The sequence below is a fragment of the Streptomyces sp. NPDC097129 genome, assembly GCF_055668065.1.
This window is the reverse complement of record NZ_JBVOQE010000009.1, coordinates 173,057-189,908: the sequence shown is the minus strand read 5'-3', so window position 1 is coordinate 189,908 and position 16,852 is coordinate 173,057. Positions and strand designations below refer to the sequence as shown.

The following is a 16,852-nucleotide window of genomic DNA, read 5'->3' as shown; positions in this document are numbered from 1 at the left end:
TCAGAATCTGTGCGATCACGTTCCCTTGTGTGTACTTCTGGGCCCTCATGAAAGGGGAGCCGTTGTGTCGGTCACTAGGAGATCGGTCCTGATCGCCTCCGCGGGCGCGCCCGCTGCCGGGGCGCTGCTGGGGGCCGTGGCGTCCCCGGCCGCGGCGGCGGACCCGCACACCACCGGCCGCAGTACTGTCCCGCTGCGCGACGGCTGGCGTTTCGCGCTGGTGAACCCGGGCGGGATCACCGACCCGACCGGCGCCTACGCCAACGCCGCCGACCCCGGATACGACGACACCGGCTGGCGTCAGGTGGCCGTACCCCACGACTGGAGCATCGAGCAGACGCCCACCACCCAGTACGGCACCACCGCCGGCACCGGCTTCCTGCCCGGCGGCCTCGGCTGGTACCGCCTGTCCTTCACCCTGCCGCCGGCGTACGCGGGAAAGCGGATCGCGGTCGAGTTCGACGGCGTCTACATGGACTCCCACGTCCACTGCAACGGCACGGAGGTCGGCCGCCACCCCTACGGCTACACCGGCTTCGCCTTCGACCTCACCGACCACGTGCACACCGACGGCCGCACCGCGAACGTCCTCGCGGTCCAGGTGCAGAACCAGCTCCCGAGCAGCCGCTGGTACTCCGGCAGCGGCATCTACCGCGAGGCCCGCCTGGTCGTCACCGAGCCGGTGCACATCGCCCGCTGGGGCACGTACGTCACCACGCCCGAGGTCACCGCCGAGCGGGCCGTGGTACGGGTGCGCACCGACGTGGTCAACGCCTCCGGCGCCGCGGCCGAGGTGGAGGTGGTCTCCCGGATCACCGACCCGCGTGGCCGTACCGTGGCCCGCACCTCGTCGATCGCGCACGTCACCGGCGAACTCACCCAAACCCATGAACTGTCCGTCCCCGAGCCGCTGTTGTGGGACTTCGCCACCCCGGAGCACCGCTACGCGTTGCACACCGAACTCCGGGTCGGCGGCCGCACCACCGACACCTGCCGCACCGGCTTCGGTATCCGCACCTTCCGGTTCGACCCGGACGAGGGTTTCCACCTCAACGGCGTCCACAGCAAGATCAAGGGCGTCGACCTCCACCACGACCTCGGCGCGCTCGGCGCGGCCGTGCACATCGACGCGATCCGCCGCCAGATGGAGATCATGAAGTCGATGGGCGTCAACGCCCTGCGCACCTCGCACAACCCGCCCGCACCCGAGATGATCCAGGTCTGCGAGGAACTGGGCATCGTGATGATGGTGGAGGCGTTCGACTGCTGGCGCACCGGCAAGAACCGGTACGACTACGGCCGGTTCTTCGACGAGTGGTGCGAGCGGGACGCCGAGGAGATGGTGCGCGCGGCCCGCAACTCGCCCGCCGTGGTGCTGTGGTCCATCGGCAACGAGATCCCCGACTCCACCTCCACCGCCGGCCTCGCCATGGCCGACCGGATCATCGCCGCGATCCGGGCCGCCGACGACACCCGCCCCCTGGTCATCGGCTCCGACAAATACCGTCGGCTGCCCGCCAAGGGGTCCGCCGCCGATCTGATGCTGGCCAAGCTCGACGGCCTCGGCCTGAACTACAACTCCGCCAAGTCGGTGGACGCCCTGCATGCGGCCTACCCGCACCTGTTCCTCTTCGAGTCCGAGTCGTCCTCGGAGACCTCCACCCGCGGCGCCTACCAGGAGCCGGAACACCTCAACACCGCTGAGAACCACACCCCGGGCCGGCGGGCGACCTCCTCCTACGACAACAACCTCGCCTCCTGGACCATGAGCGGCGAGTACGGCCACAAGAAGGACCGGGACCGCAGGTGGTTCGCGGGCCAGTTCCTGTGGTCCGGCATCGACTACATCGGCGAGCCCACGCCGTACGACGTCTTCCCGGTGAAGGCGTCCTTCTTCGGCGCGGTCGACACGGCCGGCTTCCCCAAGGACATGTACCACCTGTTCAAGAGCCAGTGGACGAGCGAGCCGATGGTCCATCTGCTCCCGATGAGCTGGAACCACGAGGAGGGCGAGAGTGTCGAGGTGTGGGCGTACGCCAACGTCGACACCGTCGAGCTGTTCCTGAACGGCGAGTCCCTGGGCGTGCGGACGTTCGACCGGAAGAAGACCGTCGACGGCCGCGCCTACCTGGAGACGACCGAGGCCACCGGTGACGACAAGACCTTCACCGACGGCCCCTACCCAGGCAGTTACACCAGCCCCAACGGCAGCGCGGGCAAGCTGCACCTGATCTGGAAGGTGCCCTTCAAGCCGGGGGAGCTGAAGGCGGTCGCCCGCCGCGACGGCCGCGTGGTCGCCACCGACGTACTGCGCACCGCGGGCGCGCCGCACGCCGTACGGCTGACCGCCGACCGCGACGCCCTGGCCGCGGACGGCCGTTCGCTGCTCTTCGTCACCGCCGAGATCGTCGACGCCCGGGGAGTGGTCGTGCCCGACGCCGAGCACCTGATCTCCTTCGAGGTCACCGGCGGCACTCTCGCCGGGCTGGACAACGGCCGCCAGGAGAGCGCCGAGCGCTACCAGGCGAGCACCCGCACCGCCTTCCACGGCAAGGCACTCGCCATCGTCCGCGCCGGCACGAAGCCCGGCGCCCTGAAGGTCACCGCCCGCGCCGAGGGGCTGCACTCCGGCGCGGCGAGCGTGCACACCCGGCCCGCCCGATCGGCGGCCACCACCCCGCCCGCCGCCTTCGCGCCCGACCCTCCGGCGCCGCCCGCCCCTCCGTACGCGGACGCGAGCTACTCCGGCCGCCCCGACACGCTCCCGGCCGCCATGCTCGACGGCGACCCGGCCACCGGCTGGTCCAACGGCTTCAGCAAGGCGGCCACCGCACTGCTGCCCGCGTTCGACGGGGCCCGCGCGAAGGACTGGGTGTCGCTGGACTGGGGCCGCACCAGGACCGTCGACCGCGTCGAGGTCTCCTTCACCGCCGACGCCACCCACAGCCTGCCGTCCGCGCTCACGCTCGACGTCTGGGACGGACGGCGCTGGCAGCCCGTCACCGGGGCCGGCACCGACTGGGCCACCGCCTCCGACACCCCCACCGTCGTCACGTTTCCCCCCGTCCGCGCCTCCCGTCTCCGCCTGACCCTGACCAGCAGCCACCCGGGCGAGCCCCGCGGAGCGATCCGGATCAGCCGCCTCCAGGTACCGGGGACGTGACACCGGGGCTCCGCCACGTGAGCCCCGGCCCTCTCCGGCCGGCCCCGGCGCGCCGTACCGCGCGCCGGGGCCGTACCGCGTCCGGTACCTCCTTGCTGCGTTCCTGACCTGGTGGTATTTACGGTCGAGTACCCGAGCGGTACCGTGAGGGCATGCCAGCTCTGAATGTGGAGTTCAGCGAGCGCGAGCTAGAGGACCTGCGGCAGATCGCCAAGGAGCGCGGTACCTCGATGAAGGCGCTCGTACGGGAGGCTGCCGCCGCCGACATCGCGCGGCACCGGGCGCTGAAGGAGGGCGCGGAGGCCTTCCGGCGGTTCTTCACCGCCCACGCCGAGGAGTTCGCGGTCGCCTTCCCCGACGACGAACCACCGGCGAGCGGCGAGGGGCGGGTCGCCTGAGAGATGGCTTCCGTCGTGCACATCGACGTCCCCTGGCTGCTGCAGCGCCACGAGGAGGTCCTGCCGGAGCAGCCCACGATCAACGACTTCTCCGCGCTCGTCGCCGCCGTCGCCCGGCACCGGGTCGACCCGCCGCGGCTCGGCGTGAACTCCGACCCCGCCTGGCGGGCCGCGGCCCTGCTCCACACCCTCGCCGTGCTCAAGCCGCTGCCCTCGGCCAACGCCCGCTTCGCGTGTTCCACGGCGGTCGCCTACATGTTCGTCAGCGGTGCCGGCATCGACCCGCCCTACGGCGCCCTGGTCGACCTCGCCCGCGATCTGATGTCCGGCAAGGCGGACGTGTACCGCGCGGCCGACCGGCTGCGCTCCTGGCAGATCTGACGCCGAAACGCACGCACGTGGACCCCTCCGGGCCGCCGGCCGAGGGCGGGAGGATCAAGGCCGGCGGCCGTTTCGCGCGGGAGAGCCGCCGTCCCGCGCGGGGCCCCCGAGGAAGGGCCGTGTCCAGTGGACTACGGCGCGTGGTGGGCCGGGAGCGTGCGCACCGCACCGGCGTGTGCGCGCGATTCACACGGGGCGCGGAATACGCGAAAACGCTTGCTACAAGGGGGAATTGGGTTCCGGCTTTCTGACTTTCTGTCAATGGCGTGGACGCACTCCGAGCGGCTTGTTGCGTGCAAGTCAGGTATGCAAGGCTGAGCGCTTCCCGCGCGCGCCGGAAAAGGCAGGCCGTGCTGCGCGTTCCTTTTACGGCGCGCGGCGATCGACGTGTTGCTCCCCGTGCGTGGGAAGGAATCCGCTCACCGTGCCCACCCCCCACCCCCCTCATCCGCTCTTTCCGCACTCCGGCGGCGCCGTGGAGGAATCCGACGAGGCGCTCGCCGCCCGGGCCCGCGGCGGCCCCGACGACGACGTCGCCCAGGCCACCGCCCTGTTGATGGCGCGGCACTGGCAGCCGGTGCACGACTACGCCGTCATCTGCCTGGCGACGTCCGCGCAGGTCGCGGCGATGGTCACGGCGGCCGCGTTCCATCAGGTGCTCGACCGGCTCACGCTGGGCGAGTCCGCCGCGGCGCTGCGCCCGCGGCTGCTGCTCGCCGTACGCGGCACGGTCCGGCAGTGGGCCTCGGTCGAACAGATAACCGGGGTTCTGCCGCAGTTGCGCAAACCCGCCGGCGGGCGCGGTATGCGGGTCGCCAAGTACATGACAGCAGAAAACCGCCGGCTGACCGAGCGGTCATTTCACGCCCTTCCCGCCGAGGCCCAGTGCCTGCTGTGGCACATCGACGTCGAGGCGGAGCCGGTAACCGTTCCGGCCGGACTGCTCGGCGTGACGGAGGAAGCCGCCGCGGCCGCTTACGAGGACGCCCGGGAAAAGCTCCGCGAGGGCTGCGTGCGCGCCCATCGGGAACTCGCGCCGACCCCCGACTGCCGCCATCACAACCGTCTTCTCGACATTCCCCTGCGCCGCGGCGGCGGACTGCTGCCCGAGGTGCGCCGCCACCTCGCCCAGTGCCGGCACTGCAGCGCGGCCGCCGAACAACTGGAGCACTTCGAGGGAGGGTTGGGCACCCTGCTCGCCGAAGCCGTGCTCGGCTGGGGCGCCCGCCGCTACCGCGACTCCCGCCCCGGCCGCCGCCGGTCGAACCATCACGCCCTGGGTTCCGCACGCCACCGCGGCGGCCGCCCCGGCCGCCGGCTGCTGCCGCGCCGCCCCCTGCCCGGCGCCCGCTCCACGCGCACCCTGCTCACCGGCGCGGGGCTCGCCACCGGTGTGCTGCTGACGATGCTGCTCGTCTCCGGGGCGTGGTCCGACGACGGCCACGGCACCGGCGCGGCCGCCTCCGTTGCCACGGGCGCACCGGGTACGACCGCCTCCGCCGCCACGGGCTCACCGGGTACGACCGCCTCCGCCCCCGGCGCGCCGGCTGCGACCGCCTCGCCGCCGGCCGCCGGGGCCACCGCGCCGCCCGGTGGCGCCGAGCTGCCGACGGCGCCCCGGCGCACCAGGCTGCGCAACGTCGCCGCCGGCCTGTGCCTCGACATCCGCGGCCGGGCCGCCGCCGGCGCCCAGGTCCAGCTCGCGGTGTGCTCCTCGGCCGGGACCCAGCAGTGGTCGTACGAGGACGACGGACTGCTGCGCAGCGCGGCCGCGCCGCAGCTGTGCCTGGACTCGCACGCCGACGCCGGGGTCGTCATCCTCGGCCCCTGCGCGCCGGGCGGCGACCGGCGGGCCGACGACGTGCGCTACGACCTGACCGTGCGGGGCGAGCTGCTGGCCCGCTGGGACGCGTCGCTCGCCCTGGCCACGGCGTCCGAGGACGTCGGCGCCGACATCGTCGTCAAGGTCCGTGACGGCTCCGACGCCCGCCGCTGGGGCATGGACGCCCCGTCCGCGGCCCCCGGTTCGCGGTCGGTGATAGGCACGGCCACCCGCCAGGCCCGCCCGGCGGACCTGACGGACCACACCTGACGGGCCGCACCTGGCGACACCTCCCGGGGCGGGCTACGTCACCACGTCCCGCGGCGGGTCGCCCGCCAGGAAGGCCGTCGCGTTGCGGACCGCCGCCATGCCGATGCGGACGACCGTCTCGCGGGTGACGCCGCCGACGTGCGGGGAGAGCACCACGTTCGGGGCCTTCAGCAGGCGCAGGGCCGGCGTCGGCGGTTCGGGGTCGAAGACGTCGAGGCCCGCTCCGGCCAGCGCGCCCCGCTCCAGGGCGTCGGCGAGTGCGTCCTGGTCGATCAGGGCGCCCCGCGCGGTGTTGACCACGAACGCCGTCGGCTTCAGCAGCGCGAGCCGGCGCGCGTCGAGCAGGTGCCGGCTCTCCTCGGTGAGCGGCGCGTGCAGAGTGACGTAGTCGCAGGCCGCGAGGAGTTCGTCGAGGGGGACGTATCGGGCGGCGAACCGGTCCTCCGTCTGAGCGGGCACCCGGCGGCGTGCCGTGTACAGCACCGTCATGTCGAACGCGGCGGCCCGGCGCGCGACCTGCTGTCCGATCTGGCCGAGGCCGACGATGCCGAGCGTCTTGCCGGACAGCTCCGTGATCGACCGTGTGAGGCGGGGCAGCGCCCAGTCGGCCTGTGCCAACGCGGTGTGTGCCGGGACGAGTTGCTTCGCGAGGGCCAGCATCAGGGCGAAGGTCTGCTCGGCGACGTTCTGCGCCTCCGCGCCGGTGGAGCCGATCGTGCACACGGTGACGCCCCGGGCGCGCGCCGCCGCCACGTCCACGTAGTCGTAGCCGTGGCTCGCGCACTGCACCAGCTCCAGCTCCGGGGCGGCTGCGAGGTGGTCCAACGTGACGGGGGCGAGCGCCGTGACGATCACACGTGCCGCGCGCAGGGCGGCCGGGTCCTCGTCGGCGCTCTCGACGACGGTGACGTGCGCGTCGCCGGGGAAGACGGAGGCGAGTCCGGCGCCCGAGGCCCGGCCGCCGACGTGCGGCGGGACGACCGCGAGGACAGTGCGGCGGACGCTCACGCGGTCTCCTCGGCGAGGTCGTCGGCACCGACCGTGGCGGGGGCGGCGTGCCCCGACAGGGCGAGGGTGAGGTCCAGTTCGGCGAGCAGGCAGCGGATCACGCGCTCCACGCCCGCCTGCCCGTCCAGGCCCAGCCCGTAGACGTACGGCCGTCCCAGCAGCACCGCCCGCGCGCCGAGCGCGAGCGCCTTGAACACGTCGTCGCCGGTGCGCACCCCGCTGTCGAACAGCACCTCGAGCCGGTTGCCGACGGCCTCCACCACCTTGGGCAGGGCGTCCGCAGCGGCGACGGCGCCGGCCACCTGGCGGCCGCCGTGGTTGGACACGACCACGCCGTCCATCCCGGCGCTCGCCGCGCGGCGCGCGTCGTCCGGGTGCAGGACGCCCTTCAGCACGATCGGGCCGTCCCAGTTCTCGCGCAGGAACTCCAGGTCGGGCCAGGTCTTGCCGGGGTCGGAGAACATGCCGACGAAGTGCATCACGGCCGCGTTCGGGTCCTCCTCCACCGGCTTGGCCAGCCCGGCCCGGAAGGCCGGGTCGGAGAAGTAGTTGGCGGTGCCCACGCCGTGCAGGAACGGCAGATACGCCTGGTCGAGATCGCGCGGCCGCCAGGACAGCAACGGGGTGTCGAGCGTGACCACGAGCACGCTGAACCCGCTCGCCTTCGCCCGGTCCAGGAAACTGCGGGCCACCTCCGGGTCCCGGGGCCAGTACAGCTGGAACCAGCGCTCGGCGTCCCCCATCGCTTCGGCCACCTGCTCCATCGGCGTGCTGGAGGCGGAGGACAGGATGTACGGCACGCCCTGCGCGGCGGCGGCCCGGGCGGCGGCCGGCTCCGCGTCCGGGTGCATGATCGACAGCACGCCGACCGGGGCCAGCGCGAGTGGCGCCGGCAGCCGGCGGCCCAGCACTTCGACCGACAGGTCCCGCTCGTGTACGTCGCGCAGCATGCGGGGCACGATCCGGCGGCGTTCCAGGGCGGCCCGGTTGGCGCGGGCGGTGCTGCCGTCGCCCGCGCTGCCCGCCACGTAACCGACCGGACCGGGGCCGAGCCGCTGCTCGGTCAGTTCCTCCAGCCGGGTCAGATCGGTGGGCAGACGGGGCACCGCGCCCGTCATCCCGTTCAGGTAGATCTCGTACTGGAAGTCCGCCCAGTGCTTGGCCATGCCGGATCCGCCTCTCGTCACAAGGACCGTGCTGCCGTGCTGCCCGCACCATACCGACCGGTAGGGCGGTCGCGGCAGGCGTCCGGTGAACGGAATGGATCGTTCCGGGGGCCTCCAGGTGCGGAAGCGGAGTGTTTCCGGACGATTAACTGGCGAAGTGAATCGCGTCATTTGACCGGTTCTCATGATCGAAAGCGCTTGGAACCGGCATTGGAACGTTCGAATTACGTCACTTCACGCCACTGATTCAATACGCAAGGTTACTGAAACCCATGGGGTCGATGTGAGTTTCCGCAGCGGACTCGGCAGAGTTGCGCTCGCCGCCGCGGCCTCCGACCGAGGACACGGCCGGCACCACCCCCGAATCGAAGCGGAAGGATGCACACAATGCGGAACCCCGCGCGCTGGGCAGCGACTCTGACCCTGACGGCCACCGCCGTCTGCGGTCCCCTGACCGGCGCCGCCCACGCCGCCCCGGCCTCGCTCTACGCGCCCTCGGCGCTCGTCCTGACCGTCGGTCACGGTGACAGCGCCGCGAGCGCCACGCCGGCCCGCGCGGTCACCCTCTCCTGCGCGCCGACGGCCTCCGGCACCCATCCGGACCCCGCCGCCGCGTGCGCCGAACTCCGCCTGGCCGGCGGCGACCTCGACGCGCTGAACTCCGGCGCCGAGCCGGTGTGCACCAAGCAGTACGACCCCGTCGTCGTCACCGTCGACGGCGTGTGGCAGGGCAAGAGGGTCGCCTACGAACAGACCTTCGCCAACGAGTGCGTGAAGACCGCCCACGGGCCGATCGTCTTCGCGTTCTGAGGACCGGGATCGCACGGACCCCGTGAAACGCCGCGCGAGGCTCGCAGGTGGGGAGTGCGAGCCCCTGTTGCGGGGCGCCGGGTGATCTCGCACCGGGGGTCGGCAAGGCGGAGTGGGGCCGCCGGCCGACCCCCGGCATGTGCGTGTACGGCTGAGCCGCCCTCCGGTCACACCGGAGGGCGGCTCAGCTCTTCTCACGCCGCCGGGTCAGCTCTTCTCGCGCCGCCGGGTCAGCCGTCCCGGTGGGACGGGTCCGGCCGGGACGTCCTGCGGTGGCTCGTGTCGCACCACGGGTAGCGGCGGCTGCGGCGGCAGGTGCACAGGGCCACGCGGAAGCGGTCGGAGGAGACGATGGTGCCGTCCTCCAGCTCCACCTCCACCGGGCCTTCCACCAGCAGGGGCCCGGGGCGCTGGACCTTGATCCGGCGGGGCGGGTCAGACGGGGAGTTCGGCACGGACCACCACCAGCTCCTCGTTCGTGTCGTCGGCGGACAGCAACCCCCGTGCCCGCAGCCAGCCCTGCCGCTCGCGCAGCACGGGCCCGAAGCCGATCCGGTGGCGCCGGGTCACCGACGCCTTCAGCCCGGCCGCACGCAGACACGTCAGGGTCTGCTCGGGATCGCTCAGCGCGGAGTGCACGATCAGCAGGATGCCGCCGGGGCGCAGCAGATCGGGGGCCTCCCGGCAGATCCGGTCCAGCAGCAGCCTGCCGTCACCCCCGGCGTCCCAGGCGCGGGCGGCCCCGCGCGGCGGGCGCGGACCGCCGGGAGCCGGTACGTAAGGCGGGTTGGCCACGATGAGGTCGAAGGACTGTCCGCGTACCGGCTCGAAGAGGTTCCCGCGCCGGATGCGCAGCCGCAGTCCGGACCGCCAGGCGTTCAGCCGCGCGCTCCACACCGCTCGCCGTGACACGTCGACGGCTGTCACGCGCATACCCAGGCGCGCGGCCTCCAGGGCCAGCGCACCACTGCCCGTTCCCACGTCCAGCACGGCCGCCCCCGGGGGGAGCGGCTCGTCGCACAGGGCCCCGGCCAGGAGCCGGGTGTCATCCTGAGGGGCGTACACGCCCGGAAGTACCAGAGGAGTCACGCACGCCGAGTGCCCCCTCGATCAGGAAATATGAGGGACTTCCGTGGCCGCCGGGGCATCGAGTGGCGTCCGCAGCGAGGAGGCGCCCGTGCGCCAGGCGTCCAGCAGACGGCCGGCGAGGCGGCCCTCCAGGTATTCGGTGGCGTCGATGCCGAAGGCCACGTCGGCCGCGAGATGCGGTTCGTCCTCCAGCAGGCCGTCGATCACCTCGTGCCGGACGATCTGCTCGTGCACGGCGTCCGCCTCCACGTGCTCGTCGTAGAAGAACACGGCGGCCGGGCCCGCGCCCGCGCGGCGCATCGCCTCCGCCAGCCGCCGGGAGCCGGGGGAGGAGGTGATCTCCACGTCGGCGAAGTGGCCCACGAGGGCGCCACGCAGCTCGCGGTGGAGGCCGAACAGCGACATCAGGTTCACGACGGCCAGCATCTCCGCGCAGCCGGCGTCGAGATAGCGGCCGTACGTGGTGTCCAGGCCCAGGTCCGTCATCAGGTCGGCGAACAGGCGGGCGTGCACCCGGTCGGCGCGGCCGGCGCCGAACTCGTCGAACTCCACGGCCGCCATCGCCGCCTTGGCCCGTCCCGTCAGCCGGGGCAGCACCCAGGCGTGCGGGTCGGCCTCCTTCAGGTGGTACAGGGAGCGGTGCGCCGCGTACTCGCGCAGCTGCCACAGCTCGCCCTTCTCGCACAGATGGTGGCTGACGCCGGTGCCGTCGGCCGGTTCCACCAGCAGGTCGCCGACGGCCTCCTCGACGCTGTCGTGCACCTTTGTGTCCGCCCGCAGCGCCGACAGGAAGCGCTGCTCCAGCGCGGCCCGGGTGCGCAGCAGGTCGGGGTCCCACTCCCGGTCGGCCGGCACACCCGCGAAGCCCCTGTAGTGCAGCTCGTAGCACACGTACAGAGCGAGCTGCAGGTCGTCGCCGTACGGGTCCGCGCCGGCCACCGCGGAGGCGGGCGGCAGCGGACCGGTGCCGCGCAGATGGTCCAGGACAGCCCCGGACAGGGGGCCGCGGGCCGACGGCAGCCGAGGTCCTCGAAGATCGTGTGCCATGCCGCATGGGTACCCGGGCCTGGTCAAGGCACGCGTGGCGACGCGGCGGACGCGCGGACGACCCGTGCGCCGCGCGGCACACGGGTCGCTGCGTTGCCCATGAGAGCGGACCGGTGCCAGTGCGGGCGCCGCGCGGGCGCGACCCACCCCCGGGCGACGCGGCTGCGGGTACGGCGTGCGGGACCGGTCGGTACGATGCCGGCCGGCGCAGCCCCTGCTCGTGGGGCGGCTTGGCGGGCGTTCCGCTCCCATGAGGGCGCCGCAGCCGCAGCCGCGTCGCCTCCCGCGCGGCGCCGGTGCCGCCCCGAGGACAGGCGCCGGTCGCGGGCGCCTCGTGCGTCCCGCACCTGCGTGGCCCTCGTGCGTCCCGCACCCCGTGGCCCCGTCTCGGGTCTCACCGCAGGGGCCCGCGCCCCGCCTCGAGGACCGTCCCGGTCGCGGGCGCCTCGTCCGTCCCGCACCTGCGTGGCCCCATCTCGGGCCTCACCGCAGGGCCCGCGCCTCCGCCCGCCTGCCCCCTGCCACTGCGTCGGCGTAGGCATACGTGAGCGCCGGGCCTCGGACCGTATCCGGGGACCGGCGCTCGCGTCCGTCCGCCCAGCGCGCGGGGTCAGTCGCCCTGTGACTCCTCTTCGGCCCGGGTGTTCGGGGTGATGGCCTCCGCGGCCTCGCCCGGACGGCGGCGCTTGTCGCGCTCGTCGTCCGTGACGCGCTTCTGGGCGTCCTCCACCTCACGCAGGACTTCCTCCAGCGCGGTGTCGGGGCGGCGGCTGCTGTCCTCGGCCATGTCGTCGTCCTCCTCGATCTCGCCGTTCACTTCGTCGCCGTCGCGATCCGCAGCGGCACCGGTTCGGGCGGCGCCGTCTCCTCGGCGAGCCGGCAGACCTCCGCCCACCAGGACGGGCCGTCCTCGACATGCCGCAGCATCACGCCCTCGCGGATCGCCCACGGGCAGACCGCGACCGCTCGGAGCCCGGTCAGCTTCATCGCCGTGTGCCCGACCACCGCACCGGCAAGGCTCTGCGCGGCGCGCGGCGCGGAGATACCGGGCAGCGCGGCCCGTTCCGCGGCCGGCAGCTCGGCCAGCCGGGCGGCGGCCCGGCGCAGGTCCGCGCGGTGCAGCTCCCGCTCCACGAACGGCCCGTGCCGGCCGGGCGCCGTCCCGCACAGCCGCCCCAGCTGCTGGAAGGTGCGCGAGGCGGCGGCCGCGGTGCGCGGGCCCTCCCACCGGATCCGCGCCGCGACGTCCCGCAGCTCGTGGCGCACCCGGCGGCGCAGCGCCCTCAGCTGTTCCGGAGCCGGCGGATCCTGGCCGCCCTCGAGGAACTCATGGGTCAGCCGTGCCGCGCCCAGCGGCAGCGAGGCCACGAAGTCCGGCAGCCGGCCACGCCCGAAGGCGACCTCGAGGGAGCCGCCGCCGATGTCCAGCAGCGCCAGCGGACCCGACCGCCAGCCCATCCAGCGCCGCGCCGCGAGAAAGGTCAGCTCGGCCTCCAGCTCGCCCGGCAGTGTGCACAGCTCCACACCCGTGCGGGCCCGGACCTCGCGCAGGACCTCGATCCGGTTCGGCGCGGCCCGTACGATCGCGGTCGCGAACGCCAGCGGCTTTGCCGCGCCCCACTTCGCCGCCGTCCGGCTCGCCCCGGCGACCGCCTCGGCGAGCTGGTCCACGTCCTCCTCGGGGACGGCGTCCCCGGGTCTGACCCGTTGTCCCAGTCTGAGTCGCCATTTGGCGGTGTGCACCGGGAGCGGCACCCCGCCCGCGGCGTCGGCCACCACCAGCCGGACTGTGTTCGATCCGACGTCCACCACACTCATCCGCATGGCCGGACGAGTACCCAGCGCGGCCGGATCAAGCCGCAACGCCCCTATTCATTCCTTGACGAGCATATAACCGCTGAGGCATATTTAGCTCCATGACCTTGGGTGCCACGACCGACGACGCCTCGCTGTGGGCCGCCCTCGCCGACCCGCACCGGCGCGCCATCGTCGCGCTGCTGCGGGAGCGGCCGCGGTCCGTCGGCGAGATCGTCGAGGCCTGCGGACTGAGCCAGCCCGGCACCTCCAAACATCTGAAGGTGCTCCGGCAGGCCGGCCTGGTGCGGGTACGGCAGGACGCGCAGCGCCGCGTCTACGCCCTCGACCCCGCCCCGATCGCCGCGCTGGACGCCTGGCTCGCCCCCTACCGCAGGCTGTGGAACACGAGCCTGGACGCCCTCGGCCGCCGCCTCGACGAGACGCCGGACGCGTCCGGCGACGCGGGGGACCCCGAGCCCCCTCAGCAACCCCCCACCCCGAAGGACTGATCCGTCATGCCCGCAGACCTCACCGGCACGTACCTCACCCTCGACGACGGCCGCCCCGCCGTCCGCTTCAGCCGGACCTACGACCACCCCGTGGACCGCGTCTGGCGTTTCGTCACCGACCCCGGCGAACTCGCCCAGTGGTTCCCCTCCCGTGCCGAGTTCGACCTGCGCCCCGGCGCCACCGTCACCTTCAGCGGCGACCCGAACATGCCGGAGTCCACCGGCCGGGTCATCGCGGTCGAGGAGCCCCGGCACCTGTCCTTCTCCTGGGGCGACGACGAACTCCACTTCGACCTGGAGGAGCTCGCCCAGGGCCGCACGCGCTTCACGCTCACCAACGTCCTGGCGGAACCGGACGCGGCCGCCCGCAACGGCGCCGGCTGGGAGGTGTGCCTGGCCGCACTCGACGCCAAGGCGCGCGGCGAAAGCCACCCGGGTCCTCACGCCGGGCCGACGTCCGAATGGAAGGAGCTCTACGCCGCCTACATGGCCGCCGGCGTGCCCTCCGGCGCCCCGGTGCCCGGCCAGGACTGACGGCTCACGCCAGCTGCCGTCGCACCAGCTCGTGCAGCCGCCCGCCGGTGTCGGCGAGCAGCTGCGCGGGCGGCCCCTGCTGGGCCACCCTGCCGTTCTCCATCACGATGACGCGGTCCGCGTCCAGCACCGTCGACAGCCGGTGCGCGATCACGATCCGGGTCGCGTTCAGCGCCTTCGTGGACTCCATCACCGTGCGCTGCGTCTCGTTGTCCAGGGCGCTGGTCGCCTCGTCGAAGAACAGGATCCGCGGCCGGCGGATCAGCGCCTGCGCGATCATCAGCCGCTGCCGCTGCCCGCCGGAGATCGCCCCGTTGCCGGCGACGATGGTGTGCAGGCCCATCGGCATCCGCTGGATGTCCTCCGCGAGCCCCGCCATCTCGGCCGCCGCCATCGCCTCCTCCGGCGTGTACGGCTCGGTGCCGCAGATGACGTCCAGGATGGAGCCGGTGAAGGGCTGCGCGTGCTGCAGCACCACCCCGCACTGCCGCCGCACCGCCGACTGGTCGAGCGCGCCCAGGTCCTGCCCGTCGTACAGGACGCTGCCGGAGACCGGCTTGTCGAAGCCGATGAGCAGGCGAAGCAGCGTGGACTTGCCGCAGCCGCTGGGGCCGACGACCGCCACGAACTCGCCCGGGCGCACCTCGAACGACACGTCGTCCAGGACGAGCGGCCCGTCGTCGGAGTAGCGGAACGACAGCCGGCGCGCCTCGATCGCCCCGGACAGCGGACCCGGCCGGGTGCTCGCCGTGGGCACCTCCGGCGCGGCCTCCAGCACCGGCCTGATCTCCTCGAACAGCGGCAGCGCGGCCACCGCGGAGACGAACGCGCCGGTCAGCTGGGTGACCGAGGTCAGCAGCATCGTCACCGACGTGTTGAAGGTGAGGAAGTCGGCCGCCGACAGCGCGCCGCGCGCCGGGCCGGCCAGCAGCATGAACATCAGCAGCGAGCACAGCGGCAGATACACCGCGCCCAGCACCGAGGTGAGGTTCTTGATCCGCCCGAGCCGCTGCTGCAGCTCACGGCTGCGCGCGAACTCGGACGCCCAGGCCGCGTAGGCGTAGTTCTCGGCCGCCGCCACGCGCAGCTTCGGCAGTCCGCGCAGCGTCTGGAACGCCTGGTTGTTCAGCTTGTTGCCGAGCACCACCAGCTTGCGCTGCCAGCGCACCTGCCACAGCCCCAGCGCCGTGAACACGCCCGCGATCACCACCAGCATGCCGATCGCCGCCATGGCCATCGGCACGCTGAACCACAGCAGCAGCCCCAGGTTCATCGCGCCGACCGTCACCGACTGCGCCACCGACGGGCCGACGCCCGCCAGCAGCCGGCGCATCGCGCTGACCCCCATCGCGGCGCTCGCCAGCTCGCCCGTGGAACGCTGCGCGAAGAACTTCGTCGGCAGCCGCAGCAGCCTGTCCCACACGGCCGGTTGCAGCGTGGCCTCGATCCGGCCCTCCAGCCGCAGGATCGTGAGGTTCTGCAGCAGCATGAACGCCGCCGCCACCACACTGGAGACCATCACCGCCAGGCACACCTGCACGATCAGCCCGGACTGCGCCCGCGGCACGTACTCGCCGAGCACCCGGCCCGTCGCCACTGGCACCAGCGCGCCGATCGCGACCGTCACCAGCCCCGCCAGCAGCAGCCACACGAGGTCCGGGCGGGTGCCGCGCAGCGTGAACCGCAGCAGCCCCAGCGGCCCGAGCCCCTTGTCGGGCAGCGGCCGGTAGAACATCACCGCGCGCGGCTCGAACTCCCCGGCGTTCGCCTTCTCCACCGGCGTCTCCCGCCCGGTCGCCGGGTGGACGGCGACATAGCCGCCGCGCCGCCACAGCAGCGCCACCGGCGCCCCGGACAGCGCCCGCTGACCGACCAGGGGGCCCGCGTTCTCCCGCCACCAGCGGCCGTCGAGGCGTATCGCGCGGGTGCGCAGCCGTGAGGCGAGCGCGACCCGTTCGACCGGATCGAGGCGGTCGTCGCCGGTGCCGGACTGCGGCGGCGCGGTGAGCGTGATCCCGGCGGCCTCGGCGACCAGCTTGCACACGGCGTAGGTGGCGTCGGCGTCGGCGGACGTGGCGCGCTTGGCCGACGTTCGCCCGATGGAGGCCAGCAGCGTCCGGTCGGCCTGGGCGCGTACCGCCTCACCGGCCTTGATACCGGCGGCCGTGCGGGTCTCGTGGGTGCGCTCCAGCTGCTCGATCCAGCGGTCCAGGGTGGCCAGCAGCCGGTACTGCTGATCGACCATGCCCTGCCACACCGCCGGGTCCATCAGCAGGTCGGCGGCCGCCTCCTGGCCGTACAGGGAGCCGTACTGGACGCTGCCGGGCGGCACCTGCATCCAGAAGACGTCGTCGTCGTCCCCCATGCTCGAATACGCTCGCTGGGGGGCGCCCCCGTCCTCGGCCGGGCGGTCGTCCGCCATCGGCGCCTGGAAGAGGATCGACAGGCCGCGGCCCACGCCGAGCGCGAGGGCGTACTCCAGCGGGCTCGTCGTCGGCGGCACGTACTGCGGGTTGCCGTACTCGTCGTAGGACCAGGTCTGGGTCTGCGCGGGCTGGTACAGCTCGCGCAGCGCGATGCGGTGCAGGACGCAGTCGCGCACCGGGCGGGCGACGAGCGTGTGCTGCGGCCCGGCGACCGGGCCGAGCAGCAGCGAGCCCGCCTCCAGCCGGCCCAGGTGGTGCCAGTGGCCCTGCTGGGCGGCGTCCACCGCGAACAGGTCCAGCGCCCCGGCCGCGACCAGCCACAGCGTCTGCGGACCCTCCAGGTCCACCCGGCCCAGGCCCGCGCACGGCAGCGCCGTGCCCAGCTGCCCGAACGCGCCGAGCACCAGGTCGCCTTCGTGTACGGCCGTCATC

The 16,852-nt window shown here is 73.5% G+C and carries 15 protein-coding genes; 7 read left to right on the top strand and 8 right to left on the bottom strand.

From position 1 onward, the window contains the following. Window positions 1-64 precede the first annotated feature (64 nt). The 4 genes from AC0B9F_RS25525 to AC0B9F_RS25510 all read left to right on the top strand — a co-directional run bounded on the left by AC0B9F_RS25525 (window position 65) and on the right by AC0B9F_RS25510 (window position 6,034). The gene (locus AC0B9F_RS25525) at window positions 65-3,163 is read left to right on the top strand and encodes a glycoside hydrolase family 2 TIM barrel-domain containing protein (protein ID WP_472006422.1); all 3,099 of its coding nucleotides are present in this window, start codon (window positions 65-67) and stop codon (window positions 3,161-3,163) included. Between the two features lie 152 nt (window positions 3,164-3,315). After that, entirely contained in the window at window positions 3,316-3,561 is a 246-nt protein-coding gene (locus AC0B9F_RS25520) for a hypothetical protein (protein ID WP_472006420.1), read from the top strand. Between the two features lie 3 nt (window positions 3,562-3,564). Beyond that, window positions 3,565-3,942: a toxin Doc gene (locus tag AC0B9F_RS25515; RefSeq protein WP_472006419.1), complete on the top strand. Its 378-nt coding sequence runs from the start codon at window positions 3,565-3,567 to the stop codon at window positions 3,940-3,942. 424 nt (window positions 3,943-4,366) lie between these two features. Then, the gene (locus tag AC0B9F_RS25510) at window positions 4,367-6,034 is read left to right on the top strand and encodes an RICIN domain-containing protein (protein ID WP_472006418.1); all 1,668 of its coding nucleotides are present in this window, start codon (window positions 4,367-4,369) and stop codon (window positions 6,032-6,034) included. 33 nt (window positions 6,035-6,067) lie between these two features. Here AC0B9F_RS25510 and AC0B9F_RS25505 read toward each other — a convergent pair whose 3' ends face one another. Beyond that, window positions 6,068-7,042: a 2-hydroxyacid dehydrogenase gene (locus AC0B9F_RS25505; RefSeq protein WP_472006416.1), complete on the bottom strand. Its 975-nt coding sequence runs from the start codon at window positions 7,040-7,042 to the stop codon at window positions 6,068-6,070. After that, window positions 7,039-8,208 (bottom strand): lactate 2-monooxygenase, encoded by a 1,170-nt coding sequence (locus AC0B9F_RS25500; RefSeq protein WP_472006414.1) that lies wholly within the window; start codon window positions 8,206-8,208, stop codon window positions 7,039-7,041. The genes AC0B9F_RS25505 and AC0B9F_RS25500 overlap by 4 nt, the downstream gene beginning before the upstream one ends. 387 nt (window positions 8,209-8,595) lie before the next feature. Between AC0B9F_RS25500 and AC0B9F_RS25495 the strand changes: the two genes are divergently transcribed. Then, window positions 8,596-9,018, top strand: coding sequence for a subtilase-type protease inhibitor (locus AC0B9F_RS25495; RefSeq protein ID WP_472006413.1), 423 nt, complete (start codon window positions 8,596-8,598; stop codon window positions 9,016-9,018). A gap of 230 nt (window positions 9,019-9,248) precedes the next feature. On the opposite strand, the gene AC0B9F_RS25490 is transcribed toward AC0B9F_RS25495, so the two are convergent. From AC0B9F_RS25490 to AC0B9F_RS25470, 5 genes are all read right to left on the bottom strand, one after another. Then, the gene (locus tag AC0B9F_RS25490; RefSeq protein ID WP_472006411.1) at window positions 9,249-9,473 is read right to left on the bottom strand and encodes a CDGSH iron-sulfur domain-containing protein; all 225 of its coding nucleotides are present in this window, start codon (window positions 9,471-9,473) and stop codon (window positions 9,249-9,251) included. Then, window positions 9,454-10,083, bottom strand: a complete 630-nt coding sequence (locus AC0B9F_RS25485) for a HemK2/MTQ2 family protein methyltransferase (protein WP_472006410.1) — start codon at window positions 10,081-10,083, stop codon at window positions 9,454-9,456. The genes AC0B9F_RS25490 and AC0B9F_RS25485 overlap by 20 nt, the downstream gene beginning before the upstream one ends. Window positions 10,084-10,128: 45 nt before the next feature. Beyond that, window positions 10,129-11,154 carry an iron-containing redox enzyme family protein gene (locus AC0B9F_RS25480; RefSeq protein ID WP_472006408.1) on the bottom strand — a complete coding sequence of 342 codons (1,026 nt, stop codon included), beginning with the start codon at window positions 11,152-11,154 and terminating at the stop codon, window positions 10,129-10,131. 610 nt (window positions 11,155-11,764) lie between these two features. Beyond that, window positions 11,765-11,971 carry a hypothetical protein gene (locus tag AC0B9F_RS25475; protein WP_472006406.1) on the bottom strand — a complete coding sequence of 69 codons (207 nt, stop codon included), beginning with the start codon at window positions 11,969-11,971 and terminating at the stop codon, window positions 11,765-11,767. After that, window positions 11,968-12,978, bottom strand: coding sequence for a Ppx/GppA family phosphatase (locus tag AC0B9F_RS25470; RefSeq protein ID WP_472006404.1), 1,011 nt, complete (start codon window positions 12,976-12,978; stop codon window positions 11,968-11,970). The genes AC0B9F_RS25475 and AC0B9F_RS25470 overlap by 4 nt, the downstream gene beginning before the upstream one ends. 92 nt (window positions 12,979-13,070) lie before the next feature. On the opposite strand from AC0B9F_RS25470, the gene AC0B9F_RS25465 reads away from it, so the two are divergent. Together AC0B9F_RS25465 and AC0B9F_RS25460 are read left to right on the top strand one after the other, a co-directional pair. Continuing rightward, entirely contained in the window at window positions 13,071-13,460 is a 390-nt protein-coding gene (locus AC0B9F_RS25465; RefSeq protein WP_472006403.1) for an ArsR/SmtB family transcription factor, read from the top strand. Between the two features lie 6 nt (window positions 13,461-13,466). Beyond that, entirely contained in the window at window positions 13,467-13,994 is a 528-nt protein-coding gene (locus AC0B9F_RS25460) for an SRPBCC family protein (RefSeq protein ID WP_472006401.1), read from the top strand. Window positions 13,995-13,998: 4 nt separating this feature from the next. Here AC0B9F_RS25460 and AC0B9F_RS25455 read toward each other — a convergent pair whose 3' ends face one another. Beyond that, window positions 13,999-16,851: an NHLP bacteriocin export ABC transporter permease/ATPase subunit gene (locus AC0B9F_RS25455; protein WP_472006399.1), complete on the bottom strand. Its 2,853-nt coding sequence runs from the start codon at window positions 16,849-16,851 to the stop codon at window positions 13,999-14,001. Between the last annotated feature and the right edge of the window lies 1 nt (window position 16,852).